Consider the following 14,340-nt stretch of genomic DNA (forward strand, 5'->3'; position numbering starts at 1 on the left):
GCCGGGGGGAGCATGACGACGGATGGGAGGCGCGCGCCGATGACGGTGCCGGTCATCTTCAACCTCGGGCTGGCGGCCTATTTCCTGCTGACCGTGGCGCTCAGCGCGCTGGCGGGGACCGAGCACGGCATCCTGTCGATGATGCTGCGCGGCGGGCGCGACGGCGTGCTCGTCGCCCTGCTGCTCGCCCTCAGCGTGCTGCTGACGCTCTACGGCCTGCGCCGCCGGGGCGGGGCGGGCGTCGCGGGCCGGCTGCTGGGCGCGGTGCTGGTGGGGGCCGCGGTCTGGCTCTACCTCATTCCCGCCTTCGCGGTGGTCAAGGCGATGGTGCCGCTACCGCTGGGCTACTGGGCCGATCCGCTGTTCGCCGAGCTCGACCGGCTGGTCCATCTCGGCCACGATGCGTGGCGGGTCTACTGGCCCCTCGCCACGCAGGTGCCCTTTCAGGTGCACTTCATCGGCTACCATTTCGCCTGGACCGTGCTGGCGCTGTCGCTGCCGGTGCTCGCCACCGCCTTCGACCCCGACATAGGGCGGCGCAACCGGGTGCTGGTCGGCTATCTCTTCGTCTGGATCGGGCTGGGCAACCTGCTCGCCGCGCTCTTCGCCTCGGTCGGGCCGGTCTATTACGCGGATCTGACCGGCATCGCACGCTACGCCGATTACGAGGCGGTGCGCGAGGCGGTGGTCCCGGCCGACGGGGCCGTGCGCCGCCTGCAGACCATGATGTGGGAGAACTGGGAGGAGAGGACGGGCCGCGTCGGCTTCGCCATCTCGGCCTTTCCGTCGGTCCATGTCGGGATGGCCGCGCTCGTCATGGTCTATCTCGTCGCCATATCGCGCCTGACGGGGCTGATCGGGATCGGCTATCTCGCGCTGACGCAGCTCACCTCGGTCAGCTATGGCTGGCACTACGCGGTGGACGGATACGCCTCCATCGCGCTGGTCGTGCTGGTCTGGTGGGCCTCGGGACGCATCGTCACCCGGTCCCGACCCCGCGTCGCGGCCGCGCAGGCCGATTGACGCGCACGGCACCCCCGAATACCTGTTGCGAAACAAAATTCCCCACGCGGGCAACGGAAGGTAGGACCCATGTCGGAGATCGAACGCGAAGCAATGGAATACGACGTCGTCATCGTCGGCGCCGGCCCCGCGGGGCTGAGTGCGGCGATCCGGCTCAAGCAGCTCGACGCCGATCTTCAGGTCGTGGTGCTGGAGAAGGGCTCCGAGGTCGGCGCGCACATCCTGTCGGGCGCGGTGCTCGACCCCTGCGGCCTCGACGCGCTGATCCCCGATTGGAAGGAGCGCGGCGCCCCTGTCACCACCGAAGTGACCGAGGACCGCTTCCTCGTCCTCGGCCCCGAGGGGCAGGTGAAGGTCCCCAACTGGCCCATGCCGCCCCTGATGAACAACCACGGCAACTACATCGTCTCCATGGGCAATGTCTGCCGCTGGATGGCCGAGCAGGCCGAGGAGCTGGGCGTCGAGATCTTCCCCGGCATGTCCTGTTCCGAGCTGGTCTATGGCGAGGACGGCGCGGTCAAGGGCGTCGTCGCCGGTGAATTCGGCATCGAGAAGGACGGCACCAAGGGCGCGGGCTACGAGCCGGGGATGGAGCTGCACGGCAAGTACGTCTTCCTCGCCGAGGGCGTGCGCGGGTCGCTGTCGAAGATGGCGATCGCCCGCTACGGCCTCGACGCGGACAGCGACGTGCAGAAATACGGCCTCGGCATGAAGGAGATCTGGGAGATCCCGGCCGAGAACCACAAGCTGGGGCAGGTCACGCACTCGATGGGCTGGCCGCTGGGCAAGAACGCGGGCGGCGGGTCGTTCATGTACCATGCCGAGAACAACCAGGTGTATCTCGGCTTCGTCGTGCACCTGAACTACGCGAACCCCTACATCTCGCCCTATCAGGAGTTCCAGCGCTTCAAGCACCACCCCGAGATCAAGAAGGTGCTCGAAGGCGGCAAGCGCGTGGCCTACGGCGCCCGCGCGATTACCGAGGGCGGCTACCAGTCGATGCCCAAGGCGTGCTTCCCCGGCGGCGCGATGCTGGGCTGTTCGGTGGGCCTCGTGAACGTGCCGCGCATCAAGGGCAACCACAACGCGATGCTGTCGGGCAAGGCGGCGGCGGAGGCGGCGCACGCGGCCATCGCGGCGGGCCGTCAGGGCGACGAGCTGACCGACTACAACGCCGAGCTGCGCGACGGCCCGGTGGGCGACGACCTCAAGAAGGTGCGCAATGTCAAGCCGCTCTGGTCCCGCTACGGCCTGACGGCGGGGCTGGCGCTCGGCGGTCTCGACATGTGGGCGGCGACGCTGCTCAAGCGGCCGCTCTTCGGCACGATGAAGCACGGCAAAACCGATGCCGAGGCGACCGAGCCCGCGCGGCGGCACAAGGAGATCGCCTACCCCAAGCCCGACGGCAAGCTCAGCTTCGACCGGCTCACCAACGTCTCCTTCTCGGCCACCAACCATGCCGAGGAGCAGCCGGTGCACCTCAGGCTCAAGGACAAGGACCTGCCCACGCATGTCCACCTGCCCAAATTCGCGGGCCCCTCGCAACGCTACTGCCCGGCGGGCGTCTACGAGTTCGTGAAGGCCGATGACGGCAGCGACAAGTTCCAGATCAACAGCCAGAACTGCGTCCACTGCAAGACCTGCGACATCAAGGATCCCTTGCAGAACATCGTCTGGACCGTGCCACAAGGCGGCGACGGCCCCAACTACCCCAACATGTGACGCCTAGAACGGCCCGGTGCACTCCACCGGGCCGATTGTTTTTTGGCAGCGGGCGCTGCGGCTGTACCCGCTGGCGCCGGAGCTGCTGGGTGTGATGAACGGGGGCGGACAATGACTGTGACGTGGGGGGGAAGGAATTTCCGGATATTCGTTACGAAGGCTCCGGATTGTATGTGCATATCCCATCCGGCATCTCGATCGAGCGGGGTGAAAACGATGTGATGGCCCGTGTTTTTCACAGCAATGAATTCACGGTTCGCGAGGGCGAGAAGGTGCTTGGAGTAGTGCACTGCTATCTGATGGATGAACCTGTCAGGCACAAGAAGATGCGCGCTTGGAAGGAGGAGTATGGTACGGATTATAGGAAGGCTCCGCTTGCAGAAACAATGAAGTTCTCTAAAGAGTTTACTATTGCAAACGGAGTAGAACAAATAATTCCGAAAATGGAGGGTTTTTCAAACAGAGATTCATTCCTAAGATCAAATAAATTTCAAATAGTGCTAATGCTTCTATTCTGCAAGGGAGATATTGTTTCAAGCCATGAGGATAATATACTAGATTCTAAGATATACTTCTCATTAGATAAAAAATTTGATGGCCACCGTAAAGTGTTCCATAGCCCAATTAGGCAGTTGATCAAATGAGCTATTTGGGAGATGGCCAATTCGCAAACCCCCGTCGAGGTTGCTTTCCGGGCGATGTTTGGCGATACGGATTTCCCAGTATTCGAAGCAAACGCGTTGTCCGGTTTACTTGATGATGTGGGTTTTGAGGTTGATCGCTAAGATTGCTCTCCGCCCCTTCTTAGGATCGACTGAATTTCAGGCCGCGTACTCCCCACACCTTGAACCAACCGAATATCGGCGATCTCCCACGCCCCCCGGACACCATGCCACGTATCCGCATAGATTGCCCTCGCCCCCCGGCATCCCTAGGGTTGGTGCAAAACAGTCCGAGGTATCCGATGCTGCGCCGTTTCCTGATCGTCCTGACCGCCCTGGCCCTGCCGCTGGCCGCCCCCGCGCTCGCCCAGTCGCGCAACCTCTCGGGCGCCTATCTCGCCGCCCAGCAGGCCGAGATGCGCTCCGACCACCGGGCCGCCGCGCTCTACTACACCCGCGCGCTGGGCTTCGATGGGGAGAATACGGGCCTGCTGCAACGCGCCATGCAGGCGCAGGTCGCGGCGGGGGACGTGGATGTCGCGGCCTCCATCGCCGACCGGCTGCTCGACCTCAACACCGAGAACCAGTTCGCCACGCTCGTCGCGCTCGCCGATGACGTGGCCGAGGGCGATTTCGCCAGCGCCCTCGCCCGGATCGAGGAGGGGGAGCAGGGCGTCACGCCGCTTCTCGCCGACCTCTTGCGCGGCTGGCTGATGATCGCGCTCGGCGATGTGGAGGACGGGCGCGCCGTCTTCGCCCGCATCGACGGCAACGACACCTACCGCGTCTTCGCGGCCTATCACCGGGCGCTGGCGCTGGCGCTCGAAGGCGACATCCAGGCGGCGAGCGCTGCGATGGAGACCGGCGCCGACGGCCCGATCCGCCTGAACCGCCGCGCGACGCTTGCGCGCATCCAGTTGCTGGCCGAGGTCGGGCAGACCGACACCGCCCTGACCCTGACCCGCGACGTGCTCGCCACCGGCTTCGGCGACAGCGCCTTCGGCACCCTGCGCCGCACGCTGGAGAACGAGGGCGACGTAAGCTTCGACCTCATTTCCTCGCCCACCGAAGGCATCGCGGAGGTGTTCTTCGACCTCGCCTCCGTGCTGGGCGACGAGGGCGAGGACGTGGCGCTGATCTATGGCCGCCTCTCGACCCATATCCAGCCCGAGCTGTCGGACGCGCAGCTGCTGGTCGCGGAAATCCTCAATCGGCAGGGGCAGTTCGCCCTGTCCGGTGACGCCTTCGATGCCGTGCCCTCCGACGCGCCGCAATTCGTGGAGGCGGAGCTGGGCCGCGCCGATGCGCTCGACAAGGACGACCGCGAGGGCGAGGCGCTCGCCGTGCTCTCCGGTCTCGTGCAGGCCTACCCGAACACCATGCGGCTCAACTACCTCTACGGCGAGGCGCTGCGCCGGGCGGAGCGTCCCGACGAGGCGGTCGAGGCGCTCGACCGCGCCGTTTCCCTGCTGGGCGAGCCGATGCAGCGGCACTGGCTGGTCTTCTACCAGCGCGGCGTGTCCCATCACGATGCGGGCCGCTGGCCGCAGGCCGAGGCCGATTTCCGTCAGGCGCTGGACCTCGATCCCGACAACGCGCTGGTGCTGAACTATCTCGGCTACTCGATGGTGGAGGAGCGGCAGAATCTCGACGAGGCGCTGGAGATGATCCGCAACGCCGTCGCGCAGCGCCCCTATGACGGTTACATCACCGACTCGCTGGGCTGGGTGCTCTACCGCCTTGGCCGCTTCGAGGAGGCGGTGGAGCCGATGGAGCGCGCGGTGGAACTCGCCCCCGTCGACCCGATCATCAACGACCATCTGGGCGACGTCTACTGGACCGTCGGGCGCAAGCGCGAGGCGGAGTTCCAGTGGCGCCGCGCCCTGTCCTTCGATCCCGAACCGGCGGAGGAGGCGCGCATCCGGCAAAAGCTCGACATCGGCCTCGACGCGGTCATCGCGCAGGAAGAGGCCGGCGACGGGTGAGCGACGACGCCGCCCCGATCCGCGAGCTTGCCCGCGCCAAGGTCAACCTGACGCTGCACGTCACCGGTCGCCGCCCCGACGGGCTGCACATGCTCGATTCGCTGGTGGTGTTTCCCCGCGTCGGCGATCTGATCGAGGTCGAGCCCTCGCGCCACCTCTCCCTCACCCTCGACGGCCCGTTCGGCGCGTTCCTGTCCGGGCAGGGCGACAACCTGGTGCTGCGCGCGGCACGGATGCTCGACGACGCGCGCGGCGCCGCGATCCGGCTCGGCAAGGTTCTGCCCGTCGCCTCCGGCATCGGCGGCGGCTCGGCGGATGCGGCGGCGACGCTGCGCGCGCTTGCGCGGCTCTGGCAGGTCGAACTGGGAGAGGCCGCGCATTACGTGTCGCTCGGCGCGGATGTCCCAGTGTGCCTGGGCAGCACGCCCGCCCGGATGCGCGGCGTGGGGGAGTGGATCGGCCCGGTCCCCGTGCTGCCGCCTCTCTGGTGCGTGCTGGTCAATCCCGGCGTACAGGTCGCGACGGCTCAGGTGTTCGGGCGGCTCGACGCCGTGCACAATCCGCCGATGGACCTGCCCGAACGCTTCGGCGGGTTCGAGGCCTTCACCGACTGGCTGAGCGCCGAGCGCAACGATCTGGAACCCCCCGCCCTTACCCTCGCCCCGGTGATCGGCGAGGTGCTGGAGGCCCTCAGCACCACATCCCGCTTCGCGCGGATGTCCGGCTCGGGCGCGACCTGCGTGGCGCTCTACCCGGACGAGGGCGCGGCCCTGACCGCTGCGGAGCGCATCCGCAAGGCACGGTCCGACTGGTGGTGCGTGGCCGCGCCGGTGGCGTAGCGGGATTGCGCGGAATCAAGGCCGTAGGCCGCCGCGCATTGCCGGGCCGCCCCCCGGCACAACGATCTGGCTGGTGGAGGCGCGATGTGGATAGGTCGTGCGGATTTGGCGGGCATAAAGTGCCACGAACAGTCGTCAGATCGCCGCACCGCGGCCCGTCGCTGCGCGGCTCACGCTCCGAGACCACCCTTTGCCTACCGCAGCCTCGCCACCGTGAACTCCGCCAGATCGTGTAGCGACGTGCGGACATCGCCCTCGGGCAGGCCCTCCAGCGCCGACTGCGCCTCGGCCACCCAGTCGAAGGCGCTCTCGCGCACGCCCTCGATGATCCCGTGCCGGTCGAAGATCGCGCGGGCGCGCTCCACGTCGCCCTCCTCGAACCGGCCCTTGCCGATCAGCCGCTCCCAGAAGGCCCGCTCCTCGCCCTGCGCCACCGCAAGCGCGCGGATCACCGGCAGGGTCAGCTTGCCCTCGCGCAGGTCGTCGCCGGTGTTCTTGCCGATATCCTCGCCCACCAGATCGAGCAGGTCGTCCGCAATCTGGAACGCGATCCCCAGCGCGTCGCCATAGCGGCGCAGCGCCGCGACATCCGCGTCGGATGCGCCCGCCACCAGCCCGCCGACCTCCGACGCCGCCGCGAACAGGGCCGCCGTCTTGCCGCGCACCACCTTGATATAGGTGTCCTCGACCGTAGTCAGGTCGCGTGCCACGGACAGTTGCAGCACCTCGCCCTCGGCGATGACCGCCGCCGCGTTGGCGAGGATGTCGAGCACGCGCAGGCTCTCGGCCTCAACCATCAACTGGAAGGACCGCGCGAACAGGTAGTCGCCGACCAGCACGCTCGACTGGTTGTCCCACAGCAGGTTCGCCGTCGGCCGCCCGCGGCGCTGCTCGCTCTCGTCCACCACGTCGTCATGCAGCAGGGTCGCGGTGTGGATGAACTCCACCGTCGCGGCCAGCTTCACGTCGTTATCGCCGCGATAGCCGTAGAGCGCCGCCGCCGCCAGCACCATCAGGGGCCGGATGCGCTTGCCGCCCGCACCCACCAGATGCGCCGTGACCTGCGGGATGCGAGGGGCGTTCTCGCTCGCCATGCGGTCGGCGATCAGCGAGTTCACGGCCTCCATCCGGTCGGACAGCAGGCCTTGCAGACGGTGCACCGGGGTCTGGTCGCTGTCTTTCATCGGGGAAGCTCCACCTCTCGTCTCGACGGGGCGCGGGGTAGGGGATAGACCCACCCTCATGGAAGAGATCCTGCGCACCAACGATCCCGTCACGCTCAGCTTCGCCGAGGCGCTGCTGCGTGGCGAAGGAATAGACCCCTTCGTGCTGGACGTCCATACGAGTATCCTCGAAGGCTCCATCGGCATATTGCCGCGCCGCCTGATGGTCGCGCGCCGCGACGCCTTCCGCGCCCGCGCGGTGCTGCGCGACAACGAGATCGAGCCGAGCGCGGGGGCATGACCGGCTTCGCCCCCGAGGATCTGACCGAGGATGCCTTCCTCGGCGGTCGGGTCACCTTGCGCCAGCCGCGCCACGGCTACCGCGCTGCCACCGACCCCGTCTTGCTCGCTGCCGCCTGCCCTGCGCGAGCGGGGGACAGTGTGCTGGAACTGGGCTGCGGCGCGGGCACGGCGCTCGCCTGCCTCGCTGCCCGCGTCGCGGTGGAGGCTACGGGGCTGGAGCTGCAACCGGACTACGCGGCGCTTGCCCGCCTGAACCTGCCGGGGACGGAGATCGTCGAGGGTGACCTCGCCGACATGCCCGCCGCCCTGCGCGCGCTCCAGTTCCACCACGTCATCGCCAATCCGCCCTATTACGGCGCGCACGACTTGCCGCCGCGCGATGCGGGCCGCCGGATCGCCCATGTCGAGGACACGCCGCTCGCAACCTGGATCGACGCGGGGCTCCGCCGCCTGCGCGCGCGCGGCACGCTCACGATGATCCACCGGGCCGAGCGCCTGGCCCCGATCCTCGCCGCCCTCGACGGGCGTGCGGGCGACATCCGCGTGCTGCCGCTCACCTCCCGTGCGGGTCGCGCCGCGGAACGGGTGATCGTGCAGGGCCGCAAGGACGCGCGCGGACCGCTGCGCTTGCTGCCGCCCTTCGTCTTGCACGCGGGGGATCGGCATGAGGGGGACGGCGCAGATTTCACGGAAAAAGCCGAGGCCGTACTGCGTCACGCAGCCCCCCTCGACTTGGCCGCAATATAGCGAAAAACGCGCTCATTTCCAGACGTGACAGGTCGCCCTCTTCGTGTCGCAATGGAGCGGCGAAAGATCTTTTTCCTAGGAGGACCCTGAATGAGCGTTTCCGCACATGTGACCGAGCTTCGCAAGAAGCACGAATCCCTCTCCAAGAACATCGAGATCGAACAGCGCAGCCCCGGCAGCGATACCCTTCACCTTGCGCAAATGAAGCGGCAGAAGCTCCGGCTGAAAGAGGAAATCACCCGCCTGTCCGAACAGGCCTAGCCCGATCCGGCGCGGGCGGCGACCACCGCCCCGCCGGTGATGAGAAGGGCGGCGAGCGCCAGCGGCCAGCTCGGCGCCGCCGCCCCGACGCCGACGAGAATCAGGGTCGACAGTAGGGGCGCCGCATAGGACGCCGTGCCCAGAAGCTGGATGTTCCCCCGCTTCACCCCCCAATCCCAGAGGTAGAACGCAGCTCCGACCGGCCCCAGCCCCAGCAGCACGACACCCGACCAGCCGCGCGCACCCTGCGGCCAGACCGTCTGCTCCAGCAGCACATGCGCCACGCCCGACAGCACCGCCGTGGCGAGGCAGAACAGCGCCACCGCCTCGGTCGGCACGTCGCCGAATCGCCGCGACAGCACCGAATAGCCGGACCAGAGCAGCGCGCACAGCACCGCCGCCGCGTAGCCGAATGCATGCTCGCCCGCAAAGCTCAGATCCGCCCGCGCCAGCAGCAGCACCGCGCCCGCAAAGGCGATCAGCGCGCCCGCCACATGCCCGCGCCGCAACCGCTCGCCCGGCAACAGCCCGGAAAACAACACGATCAACAGCGGCCAGAGATAGGCGATCAGCCCGGCTTCGGCCGGCGGCGCGCTCTGCAGCGCCGTGAAGTAGAAGAAATGATAGCCGAACAGCCCCCCGACGCCGAGCGCCCAGACTTTCCACCCCAGCCCCGCCAGCACGGAAAAGCCGCGTCCGAGCACCGTCCACACCACGCCGATCGCGCCCCCGATGGCGAAACACAAAGCCGTCAGCAGGAAGGGCGGCACGTCCCCCGCCAGCACGGTGAAGAGCGCCAGCGTCGCCCAGAGCGCGACCGCGCCCGCACCGACCAGCGTGGCGTTCACGCCTGCCGCCGCGCCGCCGCCTCGCGGAAGAAGCGGACCATCCACCGCCCCCACTCCGCGTTGTGCACCGGCTGCGACAGGGTGGCGAGCGCCGCCTCCCCCACCTCGCGCGGAATGGTCTCGCCCATCCGCGCGCGCACGATGTCGCCGACGAACTCGGCATCGAATTCGGGGTGCGGCTGCACGCTGATCGCCGCCGGGGCCTCAACGTCGCCGTAAGCCAGCGCCGCGTAGTCGCAGAAGGCGGAGGATGCCAGAACCGTCGCGTTGGGCGGACGCTCCACCACCTGATCCTGATGCACGGCGCGGGCGGCGAACATGGTGCCGACGCCTTCCATCCAGGCGGGCGTCTCCTTCACGTCATAGGCGTGGACGCCGACGCCCCAGCCGCGATCGGACTTCACCACGCGGCCGCCCATCGCCTCGGCCAGGATCTGGTGGCCGAAACAGATGCCGACCACCGGCACCCGCGCGCTCAGGCACTCGCGCAGGAAGGCCTTGAGCGGCTCGATCCACGGGAGGTCGTCATAGACCCCGTGGCGGGAGCCCGTGACCAGCCAGCCGTCGCATTGCTCGGGGCTTTCGGGCATCTCGCTCGCCACCACGCGGATCGTCTCGAACTTCAGATCGCCATCGGCCCCGCCCAGCAGTGCCTCGAACATCGGGGGGTAGGGGCCGTGATCCTCGCCCAGCTTGCCCAGCACCTCGCCCGTCTCAAGTATCCCGATCCGCATCGTATCCTCCACGCTCGCGCCGGGACGGTATGCCGGGCCGGAGGCGGTGCCAAGAGGGTCAGTCGAGCGGCACGATCCGCCGCCCCTCGGCCAGCGCCCGCGTCGGCTCGATCTCCGCCATCAGCCAGTCGCGGAACCGGCGCACGGCGGGCCGCGCCTCGGCCCCTTCGGGGCAGATGAAGCGGTAATGCGCTTGCGTCGAGAGGGCGAGGTCGAAGGGCGCGACAAGCCGCCCCGAGGCGAGGTAGCGATCGCAGAGCGACGCGCGCCCCAGCACCACGCCCACCCCCTCCAGCGCCATGTCCACCGCGTGATCGGCCTGGCTGAACCGCGTGCCGTGCGCCGCCGCGTCCTCGTTCACCCCCGCCGCGCGCAGCCAGGCGGCCCAGTCGGGGCGGGGGTCCATGAAGCCCAGGCTGTCCTCGTGGATCAGCGGCAGTGCGGCGAGGTCCGCCGGGGTCGCCACCCGCGCCGCCATCTCCGGCACCATCATCGGCGTCACCCACTCGTCCAGCAGATGCTCCGAATGCAGCCCCCGGTCGCGCCCGAGGCCGAAGCGGATCGCCACATCCACCTCGTCCCGCGCGAAGTCCATGACCCGCAGCGAGGCGGACACGCGCAGTTCCATGTCCGGGTTCGCCTCGGCGAAGCGGTACATGCGCGGGGCCAGCCACTTCGCGGTGAAGCCTGGTCCGGCGGTGATCGTCAGCACCGAGTCTTCCGTCAGCCGCTGCGTCGCCCGCCATGCGCCGCGCAGCCGGTCGAACCCGTCCTGCGCACCGGGCAGCAGCATCCGCCCGGCCTCGGTCAGCTCCACCGCGCGGTTGAGCCGCCGGAACAGCGGCGCGCCCAGATGCGCCTCCAGGTTCTTGATCTGGTAGCTGAGCGCGGCGGGCGTGACCGCCAATTCGTCCGCCGCATCGCGGAAACTCATGTGCCGTGCAGCGGCCTCGAAGGCGCGCAGCGCGGTCAGCGGCGGCAGTCGGTCGGGCATGATCGGTTAAGCTCACCTTGTCCGAATGGCAGATATTCGCGTTTGTAGGATGGCAGGTGCATCAACATATTCAACCCCAAGCGATCAAGGAGCCCGAGCCATGTACGACCTGCACAACGACACCCCGACCTATGCCACCCGCCACCTGACCCTGACCGAGATCGAGCAGCGCGCGCACGAGGCCCGCTCGCGCGCCGCGTTCGGCCTGATCCGCGCCCTGCGTCGCCGCCTCGGCGGGCGCGCCTGATCCGTTCCGCCGACCGCCCGCAGGCCGCCCATCCCGCAAAGGCCCGACGCGCGGCCGCAGAACGAGAGAGGCCCGGCGGATCACTTCGCCGGGCCTTTTGATATCACGTTTCCCCCTGGGGAAACCGTCTGCCATGCTGACCCATTCCCCGCGGGGAATGGGCGCGGCGATCAGGTCAGGTACTGCCCGCCATTGACCGTCATGGTCGAGCCGGTGACGAAGCCCGCATCGTCCGAGGCGAGGAACACCACGGTGCGCGCGATCTCCTCCGCCTCGCCCAAGCGGCCCACCGGGATCTGGCCGATGATGCTCTCGCGGACCTTCTCGGGCACGGCCATGACCATGTCGGTGGCGATGTAGCCGGGGCAGATCGCGTTGACGGTGATGCCCGCGCGCGCGCCTTCCTGTGCCAGCGCCTTGGTGAAGCCCAGGTCGCCCGCCTTGGCCGCCGAGTAGTTGGCCTGCCCGAACTGTCCCTTCTGCCCGTTGATGGACGAGATGTTGATGACGCGCCCGAACTTGCGCTTGCGCATCCCGCCCCACAGGTTGTGGGTCATGTTGAACACGCCCGTGAGGTTGGTGTCGATGACCTCCTGCCACTGCTGCGGGCTCATCTTGTGGAAGGGCGCGTCGCGGGTGATGCCCGCGTTGTTGACGAGGATGTCCACCGGGCCGAGATCGGCCTCCACCTCAGCGATGCCGTCCTTGCACGCGTCGTAATCGCCGACCGACCACTTGTAGGTCTTGATGCCGGTCTCGTCGGTAAAGGCCTTCGCCGCCTCGTCATTGCCGCCATAGGTCGCCGCGACCTCGCAGCCTTGGGCCTTCAGTGCCTTCGCGATGGCCGCGCCGATGCCGCGCGTGCCGCCGGTGACCAGTGCCACTCTTGCCATGTCGTTTTCCTCCCGATCTGGCTGTGTTTTTTCTCGCGGCAGGGGCACGAAGGCCCCCGCCCTCATCTGTTTCCCCTCGGGGAAATCGTCTGTGTTGCTGACCTATTCCCCGCGGGGAAACCGGGTCAGTCCCGCTCGACGCACATGGCCACGCCCATGCCGCCGCCGATGCACAGCGTGGCGAGGCCTTTCTTCGCGTCGCGGCGCTTCATCTCGAACAGCAGCGTGTTGAGCACGCGGCAGCCCGACGCGCCGATCGGATGGCCGATGGCGATGGCGCCGCCGTTCACGTTCACGATCTCGGGGTCCCAGCCCATCTCCTTGTTCACGGCGCAGGCCTGTGCGGCGAAGGCCTCGTTCGCCTCGACGAGGTCGAGGTCGGAGGCGGACCAGCCGGCCTTCTCCAGCGCCTTCTTCGAGGCATAGACCGGGCCGACGCCCATGATGGAGGGGTCGAGGCCCGCGGTCGCGTAGCTGGCGATGCGCGCCAGCGGCTCGATCCCGCGGCGCTCGGCGTTCTCGGCGCTCATCAAGAGGGTCGCCGCCGCGCCGTCGTTGAGGCCCGAGGCGTTGGCCGCCGTGACCGAGCCGTCCTTGGTGAAGGCGGGGCGCAGCTTCTGCATCGCCTCCAGCGTCGCGCCGTGGCGGATGTACTCGTCCTTGTCCACGACCGTCTCGCCCTTCCGGGTCTTCACGGTATAGGCGATGATCTCGTCGTCGAACTTGCCCGCCTTCTGCGCGGCCTCCGCCTTGTTCTGGGAGGCGACGGCGAATTCGTCCTGCTGGTCGCGGGTGATCTGCCACTGGTTCGCGACATTCTCGGCCGTCTGGCCCATGTGGTAGCCGTTGAACGCGTCCCACAGCCCGTCGCGGATCATCGTGTCGATGAACTTCATATCGCCCATCTTCTGCCCCTGGCGCAGGTGGGCCGCATGGGGCGCGAGGCTCATGCTCTCCTGCCCGCCCGCGATGACGATGTCCGCGTCGCCGAGCTGCACGTGCTGCGCGCCGAGCGCCACGGCCCGCAGGCCGGAGCCGCAGACCTGGTTGATGCCCCAGGCCGATGCCTCCTTCGGCAGGCCCGCGTTGATGTGCGCCTGACGCGCGGGGTTCTGGCCCTGAGCTGCGGTCAGGACTTGGCCGAGGATCGTCTCGGACACCTCGTCGGCGGAGACGCCCGCCCGCTCCAGCACGCCCTTGATAACGGCGGCGCCGAGGTCATGCGCGGGGGTGTTCGCGAAGGATCCGTTGAACGATCCGACCGCGGTGCGCCCGGCCGAGGCGATGACGACATTGGTCATGGGGTTTCCTTTTCACTGCGTTGTTGCGTCGCAACCTACTGCGTCGCGCGCAAAATACCACCTCATAAAGTGACGTGATCAGAGGGTTTCGAGAAACTTTCGTAAAGGAAGGTGAACCGCGCGCGCCGCGTCAGCGCCTACGATCATGCCGACATGGCCGCTATCGGGGCGCAGGATGCGCGCGCCGGGAATGGCGCGGGGCAGCGCCTCGGCATTGGTCGGTGGGGCGATGGTATCGCGCGTCGCGCAGAAACTGAGGGTGGGGCAGGCGATGGCGTCGGGCCGGACGGGGCCGCCCATCAACTGCCATCCCCGGGTCAGTGCCGCGTCGAGATGCCAGTCGGCGAGGACCTCCTCTGCCACGCGCGGGGCGACGGGGACCGGGTCGTTCAACCAGTCCTCGACCGCGGTGAACAGGCGCGCGTCGAACCCTTCGAGGGTCGCGAACCGCTCGAACTTGCGCAGGGCGAGGCCGGGGTCGAGGCTCGCGAAGAGGGACTGCATCACCTCGGGCGGGATGAGGCCGAGGGCGTGCGCGATTGCGCGCAGGGCGGCGCGGACCGAGGCGCCCTGCGGGCGCAGCGCGTCGCGCCACGGCGCGATGGCGGGGCTCAGCGT

General features: G+C 68.2%; 16 protein-coding genes. 9 read left to right on the forward strand and 7 right to left on the reverse strand.

Translation table 11 applies throughout. From position 1 onward, the window contains the following. Nucleotides 1-12 precede the first annotated feature (12 nt). The 5 genes from RX333_RS15205 to RX333_RS15225 all read left to right on the forward strand — a co-directional run bounded on the left by RX333_RS15205 (nucleotide 13) and on the right by RX333_RS15225 (nucleotide 6,231). Entirely contained in the window at nucleotides 13-1,023 is a 1,011-nt protein-coding gene (locus tag RX333_RS15205; protein ID WP_316015807.1) for a phosphatase PAP2 family protein, read from the forward strand. A gap of 69 nt (nucleotides 1,024-1,092) precedes the next feature. Then, entirely contained in the window at nucleotides 1,093-2,745 is a 1,653-nt protein-coding gene (locus tag RX333_RS15210) for an electron transfer flavoprotein-ubiquinone oxidoreductase (RefSeq protein WP_316015808.1), read from the forward strand. Between the two features lie 122 nt (nucleotides 2,746-2,867). Further along, nucleotides 2,868-3,389 (forward strand): hypothetical protein, encoded by a 522-nt coding sequence (locus RX333_RS15215; RefSeq protein WP_316015809.1) that lies wholly within the window; start codon nucleotides 2,868-2,870, stop codon nucleotides 3,387-3,389. A gap of 320 nt (nucleotides 3,390-3,709) precedes the next feature. After that, nucleotides 3,710-5,392, forward strand: coding sequence for a tetratricopeptide repeat protein (locus RX333_RS15220; protein ID WP_316015810.1), 1,683 nt, complete (start codon nucleotides 3,710-3,712; stop codon nucleotides 5,390-5,392). Continuing rightward, complete coding sequence (locus RX333_RS15225) at nucleotides 5,389-6,231, forward strand: 4-(cytidine 5'-diphospho)-2-C-methyl-D-erythritol kinase (protein WP_316015811.1); 843 nt, start codon at nucleotides 5,389-5,391, stop codon at nucleotides 6,229-6,231. Before RX333_RS15220 ends, RX333_RS15225 begins: the two co-directional genes overlap by 4 nt. A gap of 194 nt (nucleotides 6,232-6,425) precedes the next feature. On the opposite strand, the gene RX333_RS15230 is transcribed toward RX333_RS15225, so the two are convergent. Then, nucleotides 6,426-7,415, reverse strand: coding sequence for a polyprenyl synthetase family protein (locus tag RX333_RS15230; protein ID WP_316015812.1), 990 nt, complete (start codon nucleotides 7,413-7,415; stop codon nucleotides 6,426-6,428). 58 nt (nucleotides 7,416-7,473) lie between these two features. Here RX333_RS15230 and RX333_RS15235 point away from each other — a divergent pair, with 58 nt between their 5' ends. The 3 genes from RX333_RS15235 to RX333_RS15245 all read left to right on the forward strand — a co-directional run bounded on the left by RX333_RS15235 (nucleotide 7,474) and on the right by RX333_RS15245 (nucleotide 8,705). After that, complete coding sequence (locus RX333_RS15235) at nucleotides 7,474-7,695, forward strand: DUF2007 domain-containing protein (RefSeq protein WP_316015813.1); 222 nt, start codon at nucleotides 7,474-7,476, stop codon at nucleotides 7,693-7,695. Then, nucleotides 7,692-8,444, forward strand: coding sequence for a tRNA1(Val) (adenine(37)-N6)-methyltransferase (locus RX333_RS15240; protein ID WP_316015814.1), 753 nt, complete (start codon nucleotides 7,692-7,694; stop codon nucleotides 8,442-8,444). Before RX333_RS15235 ends, RX333_RS15240 begins: the two co-directional genes overlap by 4 nt. A gap of 90 nt (nucleotides 8,445-8,534) precedes the next feature. Further along, the gene (locus tag RX333_RS15245; protein WP_316015815.1) at nucleotides 8,535-8,705 is read left to right on the forward strand and encodes a YdcH family protein; all 171 of its coding nucleotides are present in this window, start codon (nucleotides 8,535-8,537) and stop codon (nucleotides 8,703-8,705) included. Here the strand turns inward: RX333_RS15245 and RX333_RS15250 are convergent. From RX333_RS15250 to RX333_RS15260, 3 genes are read right to left on the reverse strand one after another with little or no spacing between them, the layout of a single operon-like run. After that, nucleotides 8,702-9,598 carry a DMT family transporter gene (locus tag RX333_RS15250; RefSeq protein ID WP_316015816.1) on the reverse strand — a complete coding sequence of 299 codons (897 nt, stop codon included), beginning with the start codon at nucleotides 9,596-9,598 and terminating at the stop codon, nucleotides 8,702-8,704. The two genes, RX333_RS15245 and RX333_RS15250, sit on opposite strands and share 4 nt — an antisense overlap. Continuing rightward, a complete protein-coding gene (locus RX333_RS15255; protein WP_316015817.1) occupies nucleotides 9,550-10,287 on the reverse strand; it encodes a type 1 glutamine amidotransferase in 738 nt (245 codons plus the stop codon). Before RX333_RS15255 ends, RX333_RS15250 begins: the two co-directional genes overlap by 49 nt. A 58-nt stretch (nucleotides 10,288-10,345) precedes the next feature. Next, complete coding sequence (locus RX333_RS15260; protein WP_316015818.1) at nucleotides 10,346-11,281, reverse strand: transcriptional regulator GcvA; 936 nt, start codon at nucleotides 11,279-11,281, stop codon at nucleotides 10,346-10,348. A gap of 100 nt (nucleotides 11,282-11,381) precedes the next feature. Between RX333_RS15260 and RX333_RS15265 the strand changes: the two genes are divergently transcribed. Beyond that, the gene (locus tag RX333_RS15265; RefSeq protein ID WP_316015819.1) at nucleotides 11,382-11,528 is read left to right on the forward strand and encodes a hypothetical protein; all 147 of its coding nucleotides are present in this window, start codon (nucleotides 11,382-11,384) and stop codon (nucleotides 11,526-11,528) included. 170 nt (nucleotides 11,529-11,698) lie between these two features. Here RX333_RS15265 and phbB read toward each other — a convergent pair whose 3' ends face one another. The 3 genes from phbB to RX333_RS15280 all read right to left on the reverse strand — a co-directional run. Then, nucleotides 11,699-12,421, reverse strand: a complete 723-nt coding sequence (gene phbB, locus RX333_RS15270) for an acetoacetyl-CoA reductase (protein WP_316015820.1) — start codon at nucleotides 12,419-12,421, stop codon at nucleotides 11,699-11,701. 125 nt (nucleotides 12,422-12,546) lie between these two features. Continuing rightward, nucleotides 12,547-13,722, reverse strand: coding sequence for an acetyl-CoA C-acetyltransferase (locus RX333_RS15275; protein ID WP_316015821.1), 1,176 nt, complete (start codon nucleotides 13,720-13,722; stop codon nucleotides 12,547-12,549). A gap of 78 nt (nucleotides 13,723-13,800) precedes the next feature. After that, nucleotides 13,801-14,340 (reverse strand): hypothetical protein (locus tag RX333_RS15280; RefSeq protein ID WP_316015822.1); only part of this gene is annotated, 540 nt, incomplete at its 5' end.

Origin of the sequence: Roseobacter sp. HKCCA0434 (assembly GCF_032464675.1) — a bacterium.
In the GTDB taxonomy this organism is placed as follows: Bacteria; Pseudomonadota; Alphaproteobacteria; order Rhodobacterales; family Rhodobacteraceae; genus Pontivivens.